This is a genomic window from Planotetraspora sp. A-T 1434 (genome assembly GCF_025420585.1).
GTDB lineage: Bacteria > Actinomycetota > Actinomycetes > Streptosporangiales > Streptosporangiaceae > JAOEGB01.
This window is the reverse complement of sequence record NZ_JAOEGB010000003.1, coordinates 235815-251993: the sequence shown is the minus strand read 5'-3', so window position 1 is coordinate 251993 and position 16179 is coordinate 235815. Positions and strand designations below refer to the sequence as shown.

The following is a 16179-nucleotide window of genomic DNA, read 5'->3' as shown; positions in this document are numbered from 1 at the left end:
CGGTGGACAGAGAGGATGGTCCGCTCAAGGTCACCGGTGCGGCGGTCTACGCCGCCGATCACCACCCCGACCGGCTCGCCTACGGCTACCTGCTGACCAGCACGATCGCGCGTGGCTCCATCCTCGGCATGGACACCGGCCAGGCCGCGAAGGCGCCGGGAGTGCTCGCGCTCTACACGCCGTTCAACCCGGTCAAGCTCTACCCCTATGCCAAGGAGGAGAACGCCGAGCTCACACCGCCGCTGCAGAACACCGACGTCCGCTACTACGGCCAAGCCATCGGGCTGGTCGTGGCGGAGACGTTCGAACAGGCCAGGGACGCCGCGGCGCTGGTGATCACCCGGTACAGCGCCCAGCAGCCCCGCGCGTCGTTCACGGACGGCCTGCCGAGCGCCGCCCCGCCGCCGAGCGGCACGCCGGTCGTGGACGTGCTGGCCCCCGGGGTCACCTCCATCGACCAGGCGCTGGCGGCCGGCGACGTCACCCTCACCGCGACGTACAGCACCCCGGTCGAGACCCACGTCGCGATGGAACCCCACGCCACGACGGCGTTCTGGACCGCGGACCAGCTCACGATCTACACCGCGACCCAGGGCGTCCGGCTGGTCGTGGACCGCCTGACCGAGACGCTCGGCATTGAGGCCGCGAAAATCCACGTCATCAACCCGTACGTCGGGGGCGGCTTCGGCAACAAGTGGGGCATGTGGGCGCACACCCCGCTGACCGCGGCGGCGGCCCGCGCTCTCGGCCGCCCCGTCAAGACCGTCCTCACCCGGGAGCAGGTGTTCAGCGTGGTTGGGCACCGGCCGCCCAGCAGCCAGACCGTCTCGCTCGGCGCCGCCCCGGACGGCACGCTCGTCGCCGTCAAGAACGACGGTGTCTCCGGCAAGTCGGCCTCGAACAACTTCTACGAACCGGTCGCCAACCTCTCCCTCGTCCTGTACGGCTCCGCCAACCTGCACGTGAGCAGGAAGGTCGTCACGCTGGACGTCCCGGTCACGACCATCATGCGGGCGCCCCAGGAGTCCAACGGCTCCTTCGCGCTGGAGAGCGCCCTGGACGAGCTGGCCGACAAGCTGGGCATGGACCCGCTCGACCTGCGCAGGAAGAACGACACCCCGATCAGGCCGTCCGACAAGCTGCCCTGGTCCAGCAAGCACCTGCAGGAGTGCTACACGATGGGCGCGGAGCGGTTCGGCTGGTCGCGGCGGAGCTCGAAGCCCGGCACGGTCACCGACGGCGACTGGCTGGTCGGCCTCGGCATGGCGACGGCGACCTATGGCGCCTCGAGGGGCCAGGCGTCGATCAAGGTACGGCTCCGCGACGACGGCCGGGCGATCGTGTCCGGCACCGCGGCCGATCTCGGCACCGGACAGTCCACGGTCTTCGCCGTCCTCACCGCCGACGGCCTGGGTATCCCGGTTGGCCGGGTCGTCCCTCAGCTTGGCGACTCCGCCACGCCACCGGCGGCCAACGCGGGCGGTTCCGGGTCGACCTCCACCAACGGGCCCGCCGTACAGCTCGCCACCGACGCCGCCAAGGCGGCGATGGTTACGCTGGCGACAGAACATGACAAGTCGCCGTTCAAGGGCCAGGAGGTCACGTTCTCGAACGGCGAGATCAGGGGTGGCGGCCGGGAGATGCCGTTCGGCGACCTGCTGACGCTTCTGGACGTGCCCGCCGTCGAGGCCACCGCGACCTCGCCCCGGAGCCCCGTGCGTGACCACGCCTTCAGGTCGTTCGGCGCGCACTTCTGCGAGGTGCGGGTCAACCGATGGACCGGGGAGCCGCGCGTCTCGCGGTGGCTGTGCGTGGTGGACGCGGGCACGATCGTCAACCCCAAGACGGCCCGCAGCCAGATCGCCGGCGGCATCATCATGGGCATCGGGCAGGCGCTCCTGGAGGACCTGCGCATCGAGCCGGAGACCGGCCGTTTCGGCAACGCCACGATGGCCGACTACCTCGTCCCCATAAACGCCGATATTCCGGATATAGGCGTCGAGTTTCTCGATTACCCGGACACGCTGCTGAGCGACCTCGGCGCGCGCGGCATCGGCGAATTCGGCATCGTCGGAGCCGCGGGCGCGGTGGCCAACGCCATCTACAACGCCACCGGCAAACGCATCCGTGACCTCCCCATCACCCTGGACAAGCTTCTCTAGCCATCGCTCGTAGACGCGTCGGCACGGCCGCGTCCAAGCGGCGAACCCCGGAATGGCGCCGACCGCCCAGATTTGGGCCGGAGCGATATCCGCCCCGGCCCAGGTGCGAGCTGATCAGGGATTCGTGGCGGTCGGCTTCTTGGCCGGCTCGTTGAGATCGCGGGTCGGCTTGACCGTCGGCGGGTCGCCCAGCGGCTTCGACAGCACCTGGTCGGCCGGTGGGGCGGTGACCACCGGCACCTGGCGTCATTTCCTGCAGATTTCCCGGAAAGCGCCAGCATTAACGAAATTACGACAGAAGATCTGGACAGGGCTGCAGGGGGAGACGCGTAAAGCTGGCGGCGTCTCCGATTGAGACGGATTACGGGAATCGGCGCCATAACCGGAAACGGCCTCGGCGGTGAGATAAACATCGTGGCAAGAAATTGTGTACCTCGCCGGTCGTGAATCCGTCCGGACCGGCCGGGTGGTTTCCTATTCCCCGCACCGACCAGGCGTCCGGCAAGAGCCACCGATTCGTACGCCCGCCGGTTCACGGCATTTCGACCGATCGACAAGGAGATCGTCATGTTCATGAACCCCCTGCGGTTCCTGCCCACGGGCCTCGCGGCGGGCTCGCTGTTGGCCGCGATGGTCCTGTCCGCCTCGGCGCCCGCGTCGGCCGCCGTGTCCACCGCCGGGGGAAGCGCGCGTGCGGGCGTCATCACCGCGCTCGACTACAACAGCACGGGCTGGAGCTACCTCCAGGTGCCGTGGACGACGAACGTGCCGGACTTCCAGGAGCCGGGATTCGACGACAGCGCCTGGCCTACCGGACAGGCGGGCTTCGGCACCACCAACGGCACGTGCTCGTGGAACAACCCCACCAATATCAAGACCCCCTGGGCCGTGAACACCGACATCCTGGCGCGCCACTGGATCCACATCCCGCGGGACGCACAGCAGGTCCGCATCCAGGGGACGGTGGACAACGACGCGCAGGTCTACCTGAACGGTCACCTCGTGCAGAGCGTCAAGAGCGGCAACTGCGACGCCGGTACGATCGACGTCGTCGTCCCGGCGGTTTACCTGGACTGCTGCAACCTACTGGCCATCCGCGGCCGCGACCGCGGCGTGGCGGCCTACCTGAACGTCCGGGTGACCTACGTCAAGCCAACCCAGGCATGACCGCGGCGGATAATTCGGCGCGAAGATCCTCGGCGGAGCCGAGGGTCGTGCACCGCCCCAGGCAGGGCGGGCACCAGGTCAAGCCGCCGGGGTTGCGGGGGTGTGTCCGTGTGCTTCCACCGCGAGGTCCTTCCAGTCGGCCCAGGTCTTGAGCCGGTTGGCGTAGACCTGCTGGACGATCGGGTTGCCCTGGGTGCCGAAGAAAACTCGCAGGGGCGGGTTGTCAGCGTCGGCGAGCTTGAGCAGTGCCCGGCCCGCGGCGGCCGGGTCGCCGGCGTCGAGCGTCTGCGCGTACGCGGCGTAGTCCTCGCGCAGATCGCTGTAGAGCGGGTTGGCCTCGGCGTGGACGGCACCGGCGGCCCCCTCGGTGGCGTAGGAGCCGGGTTCGACCACAGTCACCTTGATGCCGAAGCGAGCGACCTCCAGGGCGAGGGATTCGCTCATGGCTTCGAGAGCCCACTTGGATGCGCAGTAGCCGCCGCCGAGCGGCAACGCGGTCAGGCCGCCGACCGAGGAGATCTGGATGATGTGCCCTGCGCCCTGCTCGCGCAGGTGGGGCAGCGCGGCCTGGACGACCCGCAGCGGGCCGAACAGGTTGGTCTCCAACTGGTCGCGCAACTGCTGCTCGGTCAGCTCCTCGACCGCGCCGAGCAACCCATAGCCGGCGTTGTTCACGATGACGTCCAGGCGGCCGAAGTGCTCCTTGGCCCGCCGCACGCCGGCGAAGACGGCGGCCTGGTCGGTGACGTCCAGCTCCAGCGGGAACACTAGCTGGCCATGGGCGGCGACCAGATCGTCAAGGCTTCCAACGGTTCTGGCGGTCGCGGCCACCTGGTCGCCGCGGGACAGGACGGCCTCGACGAAGTTGCGGCCCAGCCCGCGGGACGAACCGGTGATGAACCAGACCTTGCTCATGATGTCTTTCCATTCTCTCTAGGATGTCGGTTACAGCAGTGAGGGGTGAGGTGCAGCCGCCGAAACGTGGCAAGACCAGCGGGGATGCCTAGCCCAGGAGGCCGTGCGCGGAGTCGGCTCCTCCTTGTTCTCCGACCTCGCGGGCCGGTGGCCGCCGACGGGCCGCTGGACGAATCGGCTCAGCTCGCGGCGAGTGCTTCGTGGCCGATCCACTGGAGCAAGGTGGGGTTGTCGACGGCGGTGACGACGCTGACGGTGGTGCGGAGGTAGCGGTCGTCGTCCAGCACGGCCAGCATGCTCGCGGCCAGGTCGGCACGGGCGGTGAACCTGCCGTCGGCGTGGCCTTCGACAATGCTGTAGCCGGTGGGTGGTGGCCGATTGAGAAGGGCGCGGACGGAGATTGCGGCGATGTCGCGCGGGTCGACCGGAGCCAATGCGGCATTGCCGTACACCCCACGGACGACCCCGCCGCTCGCGATCCGGGGTGCCCAGACCAGATCTCCGGTTACCAGAATCACGGTTGAGATCTCCTTCCTTCTTCTTGGGCTTTCAGGACACGACGAGGCATCCGGCCGGGGCCAGGCTGTCGAGGGTGTGGCCGTGGGCAGGGACCCGTGCGGGTTGTACGGCGGTGATATTCAGCCATGGCTCGAGCAATGCGTCTGCCTCAGGACATCCCTCGACACCCGGCACACCCGGTCCAGGAGCCGCTGGCGCCGCTTCTGGTCAATTCGTGGGTCGGTGGCCCTGGTTCGCCTCGCGAAGGGTCGCCCAGGCGTCAGCCACGGGACCCAGGTGCCGCAGCTTGTCGGGGTTGTTCACCGTGCGGATCGTCTGGATCTGTTCGTCGAGGATGTCGAGCGTCCAGATGCTGATGACCTTGCCGTCCCGGTCGCGGAAAACCGCGCCCGGCTGGCCGTTCACCTCATGCCGCTCCGCCTTCGCTCCGGTTCGGGCGAACAGCGGGACGAGCGAGGAGAACACCCGGGCCACGTTCTCGGCACCGATGAAGCGGTCGGCCCATTGTGGGGCCTTTCCGCCGCCATCGCCGATCATTTGCACGTCGGCGGCCAGCAGCGCGGTCAGCCTGTCGACGTCCCCCTCCCGGAAGGCGTCGAGGAATCGCCCGGCGAGTTCCTCGCGCTCGGCTCGGTCGGCCTCGAACCGGGGCCGACCCTCATCCATGTGGCGGCGCGCCCGCACCACGAGCTGGCGGCACGCCGCCTCCGAGCGCCCCACCGCCGAGGCGACCTCACCGAAGCCGAACCCGAACACCTCGCGCAGCACGAAGACCGCCCGCTCGAGTGGGCTGAGCCGCTCCAGCAGCAACAAGGCCGCCATCGACACCGAGTCGGCCAGCTCCGCCGACCGCTCCGGATCCTCATACGGGTCGTCCAGCAGCGGCTCGGGGAACCACGGCCCCACGTACTCCTCCCGCCGGACGCGGGCCGAGCGCAGCACGTCGATCGCGATCCGGGACACTGTGGCCGACAGGAACGCCTTGGCCGAGGCGGGCTGGGTCGGGCATGCCTCGTAGCGCAGCCAACTCTCCTGGACCGCGTCCTCGGCCTCGCTCACGCTGCCGAGAATCCGGTAGGCGATCGAGAACAGCAGCGGCCGCAGGTCCTCGAACTCCTCGTCCCGCCTCACGCCGGCTCCCCCTCGAAGCCCTGACGCCAGGCGAGGACGCGCATCGGTGGCTTCGCTCACGCGCACGCTGCCAGGTCGAGCAGCCACTGGCCGGCCGGGGCCGGCTCGTCGTCGACGATGGTGAACACGCCCTTCGCCCGATGGCCACGCGCCACAAGCTGCGGCACCAGCCGCCGCCCCAACGCCCCGGCCCCGCCGGCCACGAATACCCGCATGATCATCACCTTCCCGACGCAACTGTCTGTCTTCCCCGAGACGAGACAGCCCGCCCGCCTGTGACATGGGGCAAGACAGCCGGGAAAGATCATTCACAGCCGTCAGGCCGATGGCCCGCCGGATCTCCGACCTCCGCCCCGGCATGGTGGCGACCCCGCTCGGCGCCCAGCCCGACATCGTCGGCGCTACCTGCTTAAGACCTCGGCGATTCGCTGCGCTCGCCGAGTTCATCCGCGAACTCATCGTCATCGGCACCAACGAGGCCTGGCTCGTCTGTGACGCTCGAAAACTCGGCCAGACGCTCACAAGGCGTCACTCGCGGGCTCCCGGACGACCCGGGTTCCGCCGAGCAGGTCGTAGGGCGTCCTGGTCGAGGGCAGGAAAAGGGCGCCGAGCCAGGCGAACATGATGACGTAGACGATGATTGTCAGCACCATCAGAGACTCGGACGGGTTCCGGGCCGCGGTGGCGAAGCCGTACGCGACTGTGTGCCCCAGCTCCCATGGGAGAGCGATCTTGGCAGCGTTGCGCAGTAGCGCCCGCCCGAAGCCGATCGGTCGCCCGGAGTGGGCGTCGACGACGATCAGGCCCTTGGCCCTTTTCCCAGGGGTGGCCTGGAAGCGGCCCGACTCACGCCAGGCGCACCACAGGGTCACCGGCGCGATCAAAAGGAGGAACGATATGAGGTTCCACAGGCCGATGGGCAGTCGCAGTCCCGCCATGTAGAGGGCCACGCCGACGGGGACCAGGAGGAGCGGAAGGATGAGGATCAGCAACCAGTCGATCAGCCAGGCGGCGATGCGGTGCCAAGCCGGTGCGCGGGTCCCCCCATTGGTCGATGATGTAGTCGACATGGCGTCCTTTCATGAACGTGCAGGACGCTACCCGAGCGGAGAGGGGTCCGCGCGGCCGGGTTGAGTTTGTGGGATTCGAACCCCTGACTTCCTGCCGCAAAATGGATCTTCGTCACGCAGCATGGCGGCGGGCTCAGGCGACCTGTCACGCTGACGGTGCTCTTCCCTCCGGAGACCATCGCCGAGTGCTGACCTCGATGGCCGCCCAGACCATCGAGCAGGCCGGTACCTGGGCGGCCGACCGCCGTACGGATACCGCCTGGCCGATGCCGGCCCGCATCCGAGCCGGGCTCATGACCGGGCATGCTCACGGCGCGGCGTCGAGCGGAACGACGTCGATCAGCTTCTTGCTGACGAACTCCTGGATGCCGAGCCAGGACAGCTCCCGCCCGTAACCGGACCGCTTGATGCCACCGAACGGCAACTCGGGCGCGGTCCAGGTGGGATGGTTGACGAAGACCATGCCGCTATCGATGCGGTGGGCGATCTCCTTGCCGTGCTCGATGTCGCAGGTGAACACCGCGCCACCGAGCCCGAAGCCGGTGTCGTTGGCGATGGCGATCGCCTCATCCTCGTCCCGGACGCTGAAGAACATCGCCACTGGGCCGAAGAGCTCCTGGCCGTAGACCGGGTTGTCACGGCTCACGTCGGTGAGAATCGTCGGCTGGACGAACGCTCCGGTCTCAGGCACCGGGGGGCCGACCTCGGTCGCCCGGGCACCGTGCTCGACCGCCTCGGCCACCTGCGCCTTCAGCTTGTCGGCGGCCGACTGGGACGACACCGGCGGCAGGGTGGTCCGCTCGTCCATCGGGTCCCCTGCGACCAACCCGCTTATGGCCGCGGTGAACTCCTCGAGAAACTTGTCGGCTATCTGCTCGTGGATGAGGAGCCGCTTGGTGGCCACGCAGGACTGTCCGCAGTTGTTGAGGCGGCCCCATACGGCCCATTGGACCGTAGGACCCAGATCGGCGTCGGGCATGGCGATCAGCGGGTCGCTGCCGCCCAGTTCGAGGGTGGTCTTCTTGATCGCCTTGCCGGCGCGCGTCGCGACGACACTGCCCGCCTGCTCGCTGCCGGTCAGGGCCACCCCCATCACGCGCGGATCGTCGATCACCTTCCCGACCTGCTCCTTGGTGACGAATAGGTTGGTGTAGACGCCGTCCGGCGCACCGGCCTCGCGGTAGAGATCCTCGAAGGCCAGCGCGGACCGGGGAACGCCCGACGAGTGCTTGACCATGACGACGTTGCCCGCCATCACGTTGGGGACCGCGAATCGCGCCAGCTGGTAGTACGGGAAGTTCCACGGCTGCACCCCGAACAGGACACCCAGCGGGCTGCTGACGACGACCGCCTCGCCCTTACGCGTATCGATCGGGACCGGCTTGAGGAAGTCCTCGGCGTTGTCGGCGTAGTAGTCGAAGATGTCCGCGCTCAGAAGCACCTCTTGGATGCTCTCGCTGATCAACTTTCCCATCTCCAGGGTCATCAGACGGGCGAACTCGTCCCGCCGCTCACGCAGGATCCGGGCCGCGCGTCTGGTGACGGCCGCTCGCTCGTCGAAGCTTCGCCGACGCCACTCCTCGTACGCCGACCGAGCACGTGACAGGGCGTCCTCGAGTTCCGCGTCGGTGATCTCCGCGAACGTGGCGATGACCTCGCCACTGTAAGGATTGACTGATTGATAAGGCATGATTCCCCCCTGAATATGCCCAATCAGGATTTGTGCCCGCCTTGCGAATGGCCGAAACGTTGCGAGGGGAGCCAAGGAGCATACGGATCTCCTCCTGGACGGTGTCCGGATCGCGGCTCGCGTCGACGACGAAGACCGGTTCAGTAAGAGGATCGTCGGCGGGCAGGTCTACACCCGGACCGTGGATGTCAGGAGTCGCGCGGGGCTACCAGGCCGGATTCGTAGGCGAGGACGACGAGTTGAGCGCGGTCACGAACCCGGAGCTTGACCATGGCTCGGTTGATGTGGGTTTTCGCGGTCATCGGGCTGATCACCATGCGGTTGGCGATCTGCTCGTTGGACAGGCCCTGCGCGACCAGGGCGACGGCCTCGCGTTCGCGGTTGGTCAGCTCTTCCAGCGCACTGTCGGCGCCGGAGTTGACCGGCTGGGTGATGTATCTGTTGATCAGCTTGCGGGTGATCGACGGTGCGAGCAGGGCGTCACCGCGCGCGGCAACGCGTACGCCGTGCAAGAAGTCTTCCGGCACGATGTCCTTGACGAGGAACCCGGCAGCGCCGGCGCGTAGCGCGTTGAAGACGTACTCGTCCAAGCCGTAGTTGGTCAGGATGACGACGTGTACCCCGGCCAGGGCTGGGTCCGCGGCGATGCGCCGGGTCGCCTCGATGCCGTCGATGACCGGCATCTGGATGTCGATGAGAGCGATGTCGGGCAGGTGTTGCCTGACCAGAGCCAGACCTTCCTTCCCGTCGGCGGCCTCGGCCACCACCTCGATGTCGTCTTCGAGGTCGAGGAGCGCACGGAATCCGCTGCGAAGGAGCGGCTGGTCGTCGACCAGCAGGACGCGGATCATGTCATCTGGTCCATGGGGAGTTCGGCCTGGACGGTGAAGCCGCCCTGGTCGCGCGGTTCGGCGCGCAGCCAACCGCCGAGAGCGGTGACTCGTTCGCGCATGCCGAGCAGTCCGACGCCGGGTGTCGGGGCGGTGTCCGGCGTTGCCGTGCCGTCGTCATCGATGCGTATTGCGAGGGCGTCCGGACGGCAGTCGATCCGGATTGACGCCGTGGCGGCGTCCGCGTGACGGGCGATGTTGGTGAGCGACTCCTGAACGATCCGGTAGACGGTCCGGTCCACCGCGGCCGGCACGTCGTGTCGTTGTCCTTCGATCGTCAGCGTCGCGTCCAGGCCGATGGTGCGGGCCTGTTCCACCAGTTCCGGGATGTGGTCGAGCCCACGCGGCGGGGCCGTGTCGTCGTCGCGCAGCGCCTCCAGGGTCGTGCGCAGCTCCCGGGTCGCCTCCCGTCCGGCCGCCTGGATTGCCAGCAGGGACTCCGGTACCTGTTCGCCGCGCTTGCGGGCCACGTGGACAGCGACTTCAGCCTGCACCTTGATGACCGAGATCTGGTGAGTGAGCGAATCGTGCAGCTCCCGCGCGATGTGCAGCCGCTCCTCGGCGGCGCGGTGGCGTGCGGTCTCCTCCCGGGTGCGCTCGGCTTCGTCCGCTCGCCGCTCGGCCTGCCGCAGCGCTTCACCTGCGGCGCCGGCGGCGATCAGCCAGGCCAGCTCGAGGGCGCCTCGGGCCTGCGCGAACGCCTCGCCCGCATCGTGCAGGCCTGAGGCCAGGGCCGCGAGGGGGAGAGCTGCCAGCATGGTCATGCTCGCCGCCACTGTGATGGTGCGGTGTCCCGCTCGTACGGCTGCGTACACTGCGAAAAGGTACGCGACGGCAGGCACGTCGAAACCAGCCGCCTGGTAACCCACCGCGCACAGCCCGGTGACGGCCAGGACGAGAATCGGAGCCCTGCGGCGCACGGCCAGCCCCAAGCCGCCGGCCATCAGTAGCGCATAGCCGAACAGGTCGAGGTACGTGGCGGAGTGCTGGCCGGACAGCCCGGTGACCAGCAGCGCCGCGGCCACGCCGATGGCGATCGCCCAGTCTCTGACGCCTGCCCGGACACTGAGCCGGCCTATGCTCATGCGCGCACCATAGCCGGATGTTCGCGCGGGCACCTCCTGCGCACGGACGAGCAGCCGCCTACCGCACGTGCGGTACCTGCGCGGCTCCTGCGGCGTCCGCAGCAACCGGCTCCGGCATCGGCGGCAGCGCGAATTGTCTTCGTCTGCTGGACGACCGGCGATGGGTCCAGCGGACATGATTCAGGCAATGTCCAGTCGTGAAAGGAGAAGGAATCCTCATGCCCGTCCGTCACCTGCTTGCCGCCCCTCTGCTCGGGGATTTCATGCTTGCCGTACCGGTGGCCGCACATGTCTCGGTCCAGCCGGGCCCCGTCAGTGCCTACACCTTGACCGCTGGGCGTCTCTGGTCCTTGGTGGCGGTGCTGCTGGGGCTGATCGGCGCGGTCATCGGCGGCCTCGCCATGGCTCGCTCCGCCGGTCGTATCGGCACCGGTAACGGAAGACGCGGGGCCATCGTGGCCCTCGTGGCGGGGCTGGCCAGCGCGGTCATCGGCGGGCTGGTTGTGGCCGCCGCCGATGGTGGCCCCGGCACCGGCTACGGAATAGTCGGGGGCTTCGTGGCCTTGGTGGTGGGGCTGATCAGCGTGGCCCTGGGTGGGCTGGCTCTGGCCCGCTCCCGTCGGCTGACCGGCTGACCGCAGCGAATACGGGCGCGCGTTCGGGTCTGTCTGAAAAGACCGCCCCACCAAGAGCCAGCTAGCCCTACACGCCGGGGGCATGGGCGTGCCTTCCCGACCGACGTTGGCGCGTCGGCCTTATCTCGAACCCTCATCGGATTATCCAGCGCATCCACTGAAGCAGCGATAAGAGTCGCTACGACGGCGCGCCCGGAGGGCCTGGCGGCCGTACTGCGACGGCCGTGACCTCCACCAGCCAGGCACGATGCTCTCGCCATGCGGGCTCTTCTATCAGGCAATAGCCCTCACGCGGAGCAGAACCGAGCATCACGAAGATCTGAACCCAGAAACCTTAGCTCAGCAGGTCGATCGCGCAGCGCTCCGCGAGATCCTCCACGTGGGCCGGAAGTGGGGTGCCGCTGCCGGGTCGGAGCCGTGCCGCTCATCGTGGGCACGGCCGTGTCCTTCGTCGTCGCCTACGCCTCCATCGCCTGGTTGCCGAGGTTCGTCGCCCGGCACTCCTTCGTGTCGGTCAGCTTGCCTGCTACGACCAGGCGCGGGAAGACGTACCGCTCTTCGAGCCGCTCGTGGTCCTCCTCGATGAAGTTACGGATGATACCGGCCCCGGCGTGCAGAGGCTGCGCGGGCACCTGCTCGCCGGTGTTGATCCGCCGGATGCCCTCCCGATAGATCAACAGGACGCGTTTGAGGACCCCGTGCTCGCGCACGAGGTCCTCCGGTGGTGTGACCGGCACTTCGGTGGCCTGTTTCTGGGTGGGGACAGGCGTGGGTGTCGCGGCGCTGCCGGCTTGTTGTGTAGTGCCGCACCCAGTTAGCACCGCCGTCCCGCTGGCCAAGGCGACAGGCAGCCTGAGAACCTCGCGGCGGCGCACGATCGCTGTTTCGCGAGTGCCCCTTGCTACGTCTCCCATCTTCAGCCCGCCGCCCAAACCAGCTCGATGCGGGCCGACTGGACCGCATCACGTCGAATGCCTGCCCGGCCGCCGGTGAGCTGATGTGATGACGCGGGTAATGATTACCTCAGTTGAGCCAACGGCCTGATCCGGCCGCCTCCAAGCGCCCGGTCACGATGAGCGGCTGGTGATCGCCCGCCGCAGGCCGTACGCGGCGGCGCCGGCGGCCAGCACCGCGATGCCGGTGATGACCGACGAGAGCGGCAAGGCGAAGGCGAGAACCAGGCAGCCGGCCAAGCCCGCGGCGGGTATCAGCCGCGCGAGGCGGCTCCCGCCGGGTGTGAGGGTCCAGGCGCTGGCGTTGGCGATGGCGTAGTAGACCAGCACACCGAAGGAGGAAAAGCCAATCGCGCCGCGCAGGTCCACCGTGCCGGCCAGGATCGCCACGACCGCACCGATGACCAGCTCGGCGCGGTGGGGAACCTTGAAACGGGGGTGGACGGCGCCCAGCATGTGCGGCAGGTGCCGGTCGCGGGCCATGGCCAGCGTGGTGCGGGAGACGCCCAGGATCAGCGCCAGCAGCGAGCCGGTCGCGGCCACCGCGGCGCCCGCGCCGACCAGCGGCGCCATGGCGGGCAGCCCGGCGACGCGCACGGCCTCGGCCAGCGGGGCCGTCGCCCGGCCCAGGCCCGTGCTGCCCAGCACGGTCAGCGCCGCCGCCGCGACTGCCACGTACGCCACCAGGGTCAAGCCGAGCGCGAGCGGGATGGCACGGGGAATGATCCGTGCCGGGTCACGAACCTCCTCGCCCAGCGTGGCAATGCGGGCATACCCGGCGAAGGCGAAGAACAGCAGGCCTGCCGCCTGCAATATCCCGGTGACAGTGGCGTCGGAGGTCACATCCAGACGGGCGGTGTCCGCGGCGCCGGAGGTGAGGCAGGCCAGCGCGACCGCGGCCAGCACGGCCATCACCACGGCTACGATCGCCCTGGTCAGCCAGACCGTCTTGTGCATCCCGGTGTAGTTGACCGCGGTGAGCGCCACCACGGCGGCCACCGCGACCGCGTGTGCGTGCTCCGGCCACAGGTAGGAGCCCACGGTCAGCGCCATCGCCGCGCATGAGGCGGTCTTGCCGACGACGAACCCCCACCCGGCCAGGTAACCCCAGAAATCGCCCAGGCGCTCCCGCCCGTAGACGTAGGTGCCGCCGGAGGCGGGATAGCGGGCGGCCAGACGGGCCGAAGAGGTCGCGTTGCAGTAGGCGACCATCGCGGCCAGCGCCAGCCCGAGCAGCAGCCCCGAGCCGGCCGCGCGCGCCGCCGGCGCGAAGGCGGCGAAGACGCCGGCACCGATCATCGAGCCCAGCCCGAGGACAACCGCGTCGGCCAGACCCAGGCGGCGCTCCAGCAGCCCCTGACCGGTAGGGGTGGGAGTGCCCGCCACGACCGACCTCCCGTCGAAACGGTTCCCGATATCGGATCACGATACTGTCCGGCCATAGTCAGAGATCGGCCGGGCGGTGCAGGGCGTAGAGGCGCCGCTCAAGGTGCCGGCGCGGGCCGGTGGGCGGGCTGAAACAGCTCGATGAGGTTGCCGGCGGGGTCGGCCAGCAGGATCTGGCGTCCGCCGGGGCCGCTGACCACGTCGCTGTGGAACGGCAGGCTCGCATCGCGCAGCCGGGCGATCTCGGCGTCCAGGTCATCGACGACCAGGTGGATACGATTGCGGCCAGCGCCGGCGGCCTGCTCGGGGGTGGCGCGGGCGCCGGAGCTAGCGGGGCCGGACAGCAACAGCCGCAGCGGCCCGCGTACCACGTCGGCGAAGGCGGGCGCTGCGCTGAAGCTCAAGGTGAAGCCGAAGTGGGTGGTATAGAAGTCGATGGCAGCTTGGACGTCGTCGACGATGTAGCGGACGCTGGCGACATGGTCGGCTGTCATGGCTGAACCTCCTGGTGCGGTGTGGGGAAAAGGACGGGGTGCAGGTACCGGATGCGGGTGTCGATCTCCGCTGCGGTTCGGTCGAACGCGGGGTAGCCGTCCTCGGCGGTGTCGCCGCCGGCGGCCGGGTCGGGGATGCTCCAGTGCAGGCGTCGCGGGTGGCCGTCGAAGTCAGGGCAGACCTCTCGGACCTTGTCGCACAGGCTGATCACGTAGTCGAAGCGGCGGTTGGTCATCGTGTCCAGATGCCGTGGACGCCGGTCGGCGACGTCGATGCCGTACCGCCGGCGCAGCACGCGTACGGCGTGGGGGTGCAGGCGGGCTTTGGGGTGACTGCCGGCGCTGGTCACCTCGGCGCGTTTGCCGACGCGGTCGCAAGCGCGACACCCTGACCAGACTGTGGAACCACGACCTACGGGTGTCGCCTTGGCGCGGCACGGCCTGGGGCGTGGTGCAGGCGGTCAACACCTTTACTCACCACGAGCAGAACGTACGCGGCGCCGATCGAGCCGAACGCAACATGCTCCGCGCGGTTACCGGCGGCATCGACGAACTCGACCGCGGCACTCTGCGCACTCTGTCCGCAGTGCTGGATCAGCCACTCGCCGTCGCCGCCTGAGATCTAAAGCCGACGCTCCCTGTACGGCCTCCTGCCTTCGCAAAGGGCGGGGGCCGTACCCGGACGGAAGGAGGATGCCGTGTATCGAAAGCGCCCCGTGGTACGACGGTGGGCAATGCCAAGCCGATGTCGTCAGAGCGTCGCCTATGCTCGACGCAGCAGTCCACGCCCGCGCGAGAAACTGCTGAGGGACACCGAATATAGAGCGCTGCGCGCCCGTTCGGCACGCGGTCCCCGCCGCTTGTCAACTCGGCCGCCGCGCCGGAGCGGCGCGTCTCTGTCTGTGCGCCGGTGGCCGCCAAGCGCCTGATGCCACGCCGCAGAGCTTCTCCGAGATCTGCCCCGTCCATGGCCGTTTCTGCCACCCTGACGAAGCGGTACACGCCGCAACCGAGGTGGTGGAGGCGACATGAACGAGGCAACCGCGCACTTGCTGTTCGACGTGGTGGAGCGCCTGGAGAAGAACATCGTGGCCCGGGAGTGCCCCGCGCTCATCGCGATGGAAGGCCAGCGCAGGTTGTTCCTGAGTGATTACGACTACCTGCGGGACCGGGCTGCTGCGACGGCATTCGAAACCAGGGCGGCGGACAAGGTCCTTGAGATCGACGCCACTCGTTGGGTGATGGCGGTTCCGCAGGTGTGGTTGTTCACGCCGCCGAGCACGATCGCCGTACGAGCGGTCTCCAATCACCCTCTCCGTGAGGGCGAGCAAGAGGCCATCACCTGGATGAGCTTCGATCGAGATGACGGCGTTGACTACGGCCGCGTCGCGTACGCCCGTCGTCCGAGCGGAGAGCCCGTCTTCGAGGAGCCGGAGATCTTCGACGTCGGAATCCGGCCGAAGAGCGAGATGCCCGGCTTTCTGCTGTTGCAGCGATGCCTGCCAGAAGAGTGAGGGCCGGTTCGTGAAGAACCGGCCCTCCGACCAACTTCAATTCTGTGATCAAAGGCAGATTGAGATCGGTCGCCGCCAATCCTATAGCCTCCTGCTTACCATTGCGGGGACTGTCCACCTTGATAGCATTCCCGTGCAAGCTGGCCTGGCACGGATTTGCCTCGCTTGCCTCTCGCAGGCGGTCAGCCACAGGGTGCACGTGGTCTGATTGCCACCGTAGAGAGTCCGTACGTGAACTGGACTCAGCAGGGCGTCTGCGGCCGATCCGTCTGCGGCGCGCCGCCGCACCAGGCCGGTTATCTCATAGCGATATCCGCCTTGAGATTGTTGACACATTAGACACAAAGTTTCATTAAAGGCGGCTTCGCTGGAAGTGTTCGCCTTTCTTTCTGCTTGCGTCATAAAGGTGATGCGGGAGTGTCTGACGGGGGCGGTCAGGCTTTCTCTCGGCTCCGTTAAAGAGCAGGCCGTGGCGACCATGTTTCTTCGGGCGGCGCGCTTCTTGAAGCTTGTTGGTTTCGACGCCGACCTCTCTGTTTGCGTGCAGATGACGGGAAGGTCATAGTTC

At 68.3% G+C, this 16179-nt stretch carries 17 protein-coding genes and 1 pseudogene; 5 read left to right on the top strand and 13 right to left on the bottom strand.

Features of this window, described 5'->3' with window-relative positions; all coding sequences use genetic code 11:
• The first annotated feature begins 2 nt into the window (after positions 1 to 2).
• A complete protein-coding gene (locus N5079_RS06330; RefSeq protein WP_261582554.1) occupies positions 3 to 2162 on the top strand; it encodes a xanthine dehydrogenase family protein molybdopterin-binding subunit in 2160 nt (719 codons plus the stop codon).
• Positions 2163 to 2276: 114 nt separating this feature from the next.
• On the opposite strand, the gene N5079_RS06325 is transcribed toward N5079_RS06330, so the two are convergent.
• Positions 2277 to 2402, bottom strand: a complete 126-nt coding sequence (locus N5079_RS06325) for a hypothetical protein (protein ID WP_261582553.1) — start codon at positions 2400 to 2402, stop codon at positions 2277 to 2279.
• 327 nt (positions 2403 to 2729) lie between these two features.
• Between N5079_RS06325 and N5079_RS06320 the strand changes: the two genes are divergently transcribed.
• Positions 2730 to 3329, top strand: coding sequence for a hypothetical protein (locus tag N5079_RS06320; protein WP_261582552.1), 600 nt, complete (start codon positions 2730 to 2732; stop codon positions 3327 to 3329).
• 78 nt (positions 3330 to 3407) lie between these two features.
• Here N5079_RS06320 and N5079_RS06315 read toward each other — a convergent pair whose 3' ends face one another.
• The 8 genes from N5079_RS06315 to N5079_RS06280 all read right to left on the bottom strand — a co-directional run bounded on the left by N5079_RS06315 (position 3408) and on the right by N5079_RS06280 (position 10629).
• Positions 3408 to 4244, bottom strand: coding sequence for an SDR family NAD(P)-dependent oxidoreductase (locus tag N5079_RS06315; RefSeq protein ID WP_261582551.1), 837 nt, complete (start codon positions 4242 to 4244; stop codon positions 3408 to 3410).
• Positions 4245 to 4423: 179 nt separating this feature from the next.
• Complete coding sequence (locus N5079_RS06310; RefSeq protein ID WP_261582550.1) at positions 4424 to 4762, bottom strand: hypothetical protein; 339 nt, start codon at positions 4760 to 4762, stop codon at positions 4424 to 4426.
• A 208-nt stretch (positions 4763 to 4970) separates the two neighbouring features.
• Positions 4971 to 5894 carry an RNA polymerase sigma-70 factor gene (locus N5079_RS06305; RefSeq protein WP_261582549.1) on the bottom strand — a complete coding sequence of 308 codons (924 nt, stop codon included), beginning with the start codon at positions 5892 to 5894 and terminating at the stop codon, positions 4971 to 4973.
• Positions 5895 to 5950: 56 nt separating this feature from the next.
• Positions 5951 to 6109: a hypothetical protein gene (locus N5079_RS06300; protein ID WP_261582548.1), complete on the bottom strand. Its 159-nt coding sequence runs from the start codon at positions 6107 to 6109 to the stop codon at positions 5951 to 5953.
• Between the two features lie 303 nt (positions 6110 to 6412).
• On the bottom strand, positions 6413 to 6964 hold the full coding sequence (locus N5079_RS06295) for an RDD family protein (protein WP_261582547.1): 552 nt from the start codon (positions 6962 to 6964) through the stop codon (positions 6413 to 6415).
• A 307-nt stretch (positions 6965 to 7271) separates the two neighbouring features.
• Positions 7272 to 8654 carry an NAD-dependent succinate-semialdehyde dehydrogenase gene (locus N5079_RS06290; protein WP_261582546.1) on the bottom strand — a complete coding sequence of 461 codons (1383 nt, stop codon included), beginning with the start codon at positions 8652 to 8654 and terminating at the stop codon, positions 7272 to 7274.
• 188 nt (positions 8655 to 8842) lie between these two features.
• Positions 8843 to 9505, bottom strand: a complete 663-nt coding sequence (locus tag N5079_RS06285; RefSeq protein ID WP_261582544.1) for a response regulator — start codon at positions 9503 to 9505, stop codon at positions 8843 to 8845.
• A complete protein-coding gene (locus N5079_RS06280; protein WP_261582543.1) occupies positions 9502 to 10629 on the bottom strand; it encodes a sensor histidine kinase in 1128 nt (375 codons plus the stop codon). Before N5079_RS06280 ends, N5079_RS06285 begins: the two co-directional genes overlap by 4 nt.
• A gap of 218 nt (positions 10630 to 10847) precedes the next feature.
• Here N5079_RS06280 and N5079_RS06275 point away from each other — a divergent pair, with 218 nt between their 5' ends.
• Positions 10848 to 11264: a DUF6223 family protein gene (locus tag N5079_RS06275; protein ID WP_261582542.1), complete on the top strand. Its 417-nt coding sequence runs from the start codon at positions 10848 to 10850 to the stop codon at positions 11262 to 11264.
• A 458-nt stretch (positions 11265 to 11722) separates the two neighbouring features.
• Here the strand turns inward: N5079_RS06275 and N5079_RS06270 are convergent, their stop codons facing one another.
• The 4 genes and pseudogenes from N5079_RS06270 to N5079_RS06255 all read right to left on the bottom strand — a co-directional run.
• Positions 11723 to 11974, bottom strand: a complete 252-nt coding sequence (locus tag N5079_RS06270; RefSeq protein ID WP_261582541.1) for a hypothetical protein — start codon at positions 11972 to 11974, stop codon at positions 11723 to 11725.
• Between the two features lie 357 nt (positions 11975 to 12331).
• Positions 12332 to 13603 (bottom strand): APC family permease, encoded by a 1272-nt coding sequence (locus N5079_RS06265; RefSeq protein WP_261582540.1) that lies wholly within the window; start codon positions 13601 to 13603, stop codon positions 12332 to 12334.
• A 98-nt stretch (positions 13604 to 13701) separates the two neighbouring features.
• Positions 13702 to 14097: a VOC family protein gene (locus N5079_RS06260; protein ID WP_261582538.1), complete on the bottom strand. Its 396-nt coding sequence runs from the start codon at positions 14095 to 14097 to the stop codon at positions 13702 to 13704.
• A pseudogene (locus N5079_RS06255) lies at positions 14094 to 14453 on the bottom strand (ArsR family transcriptional regulator); the annotation flags it as partial. The pseudogene N5079_RS06255 and the gene N5079_RS06260, both read right to left, overlap by 4 nt.
• On the opposite strand from N5079_RS06255, the gene N5079_RS35310 reads away from it, so the two are divergent.
• Both N5079_RS35310 and N5079_RS06245 read left to right on the top strand, forming a co-directional pair.
• Positions 14348 to 14716 carry a DUF932 domain-containing protein gene (locus tag N5079_RS35310; protein WP_315967789.1) on the top strand — a complete coding sequence of 123 codons (369 nt, stop codon included), beginning with the start codon at positions 14348 to 14350 and terminating at the stop codon, positions 14714 to 14716. The pseudogene N5079_RS06255 and the gene N5079_RS35310 overlap by 106 nt on opposite strands.
• 409 nt (positions 14717 to 15125) lie before the next feature.
• Positions 15126 to 15611 (top strand): hypothetical protein, encoded by a 486-nt coding sequence (locus N5079_RS06245; RefSeq protein WP_261582536.1) that lies wholly within the window; start codon positions 15126 to 15128, stop codon positions 15609 to 15611.
• Positions 15612 to 16179: the final 568 nt, after the last annotated feature.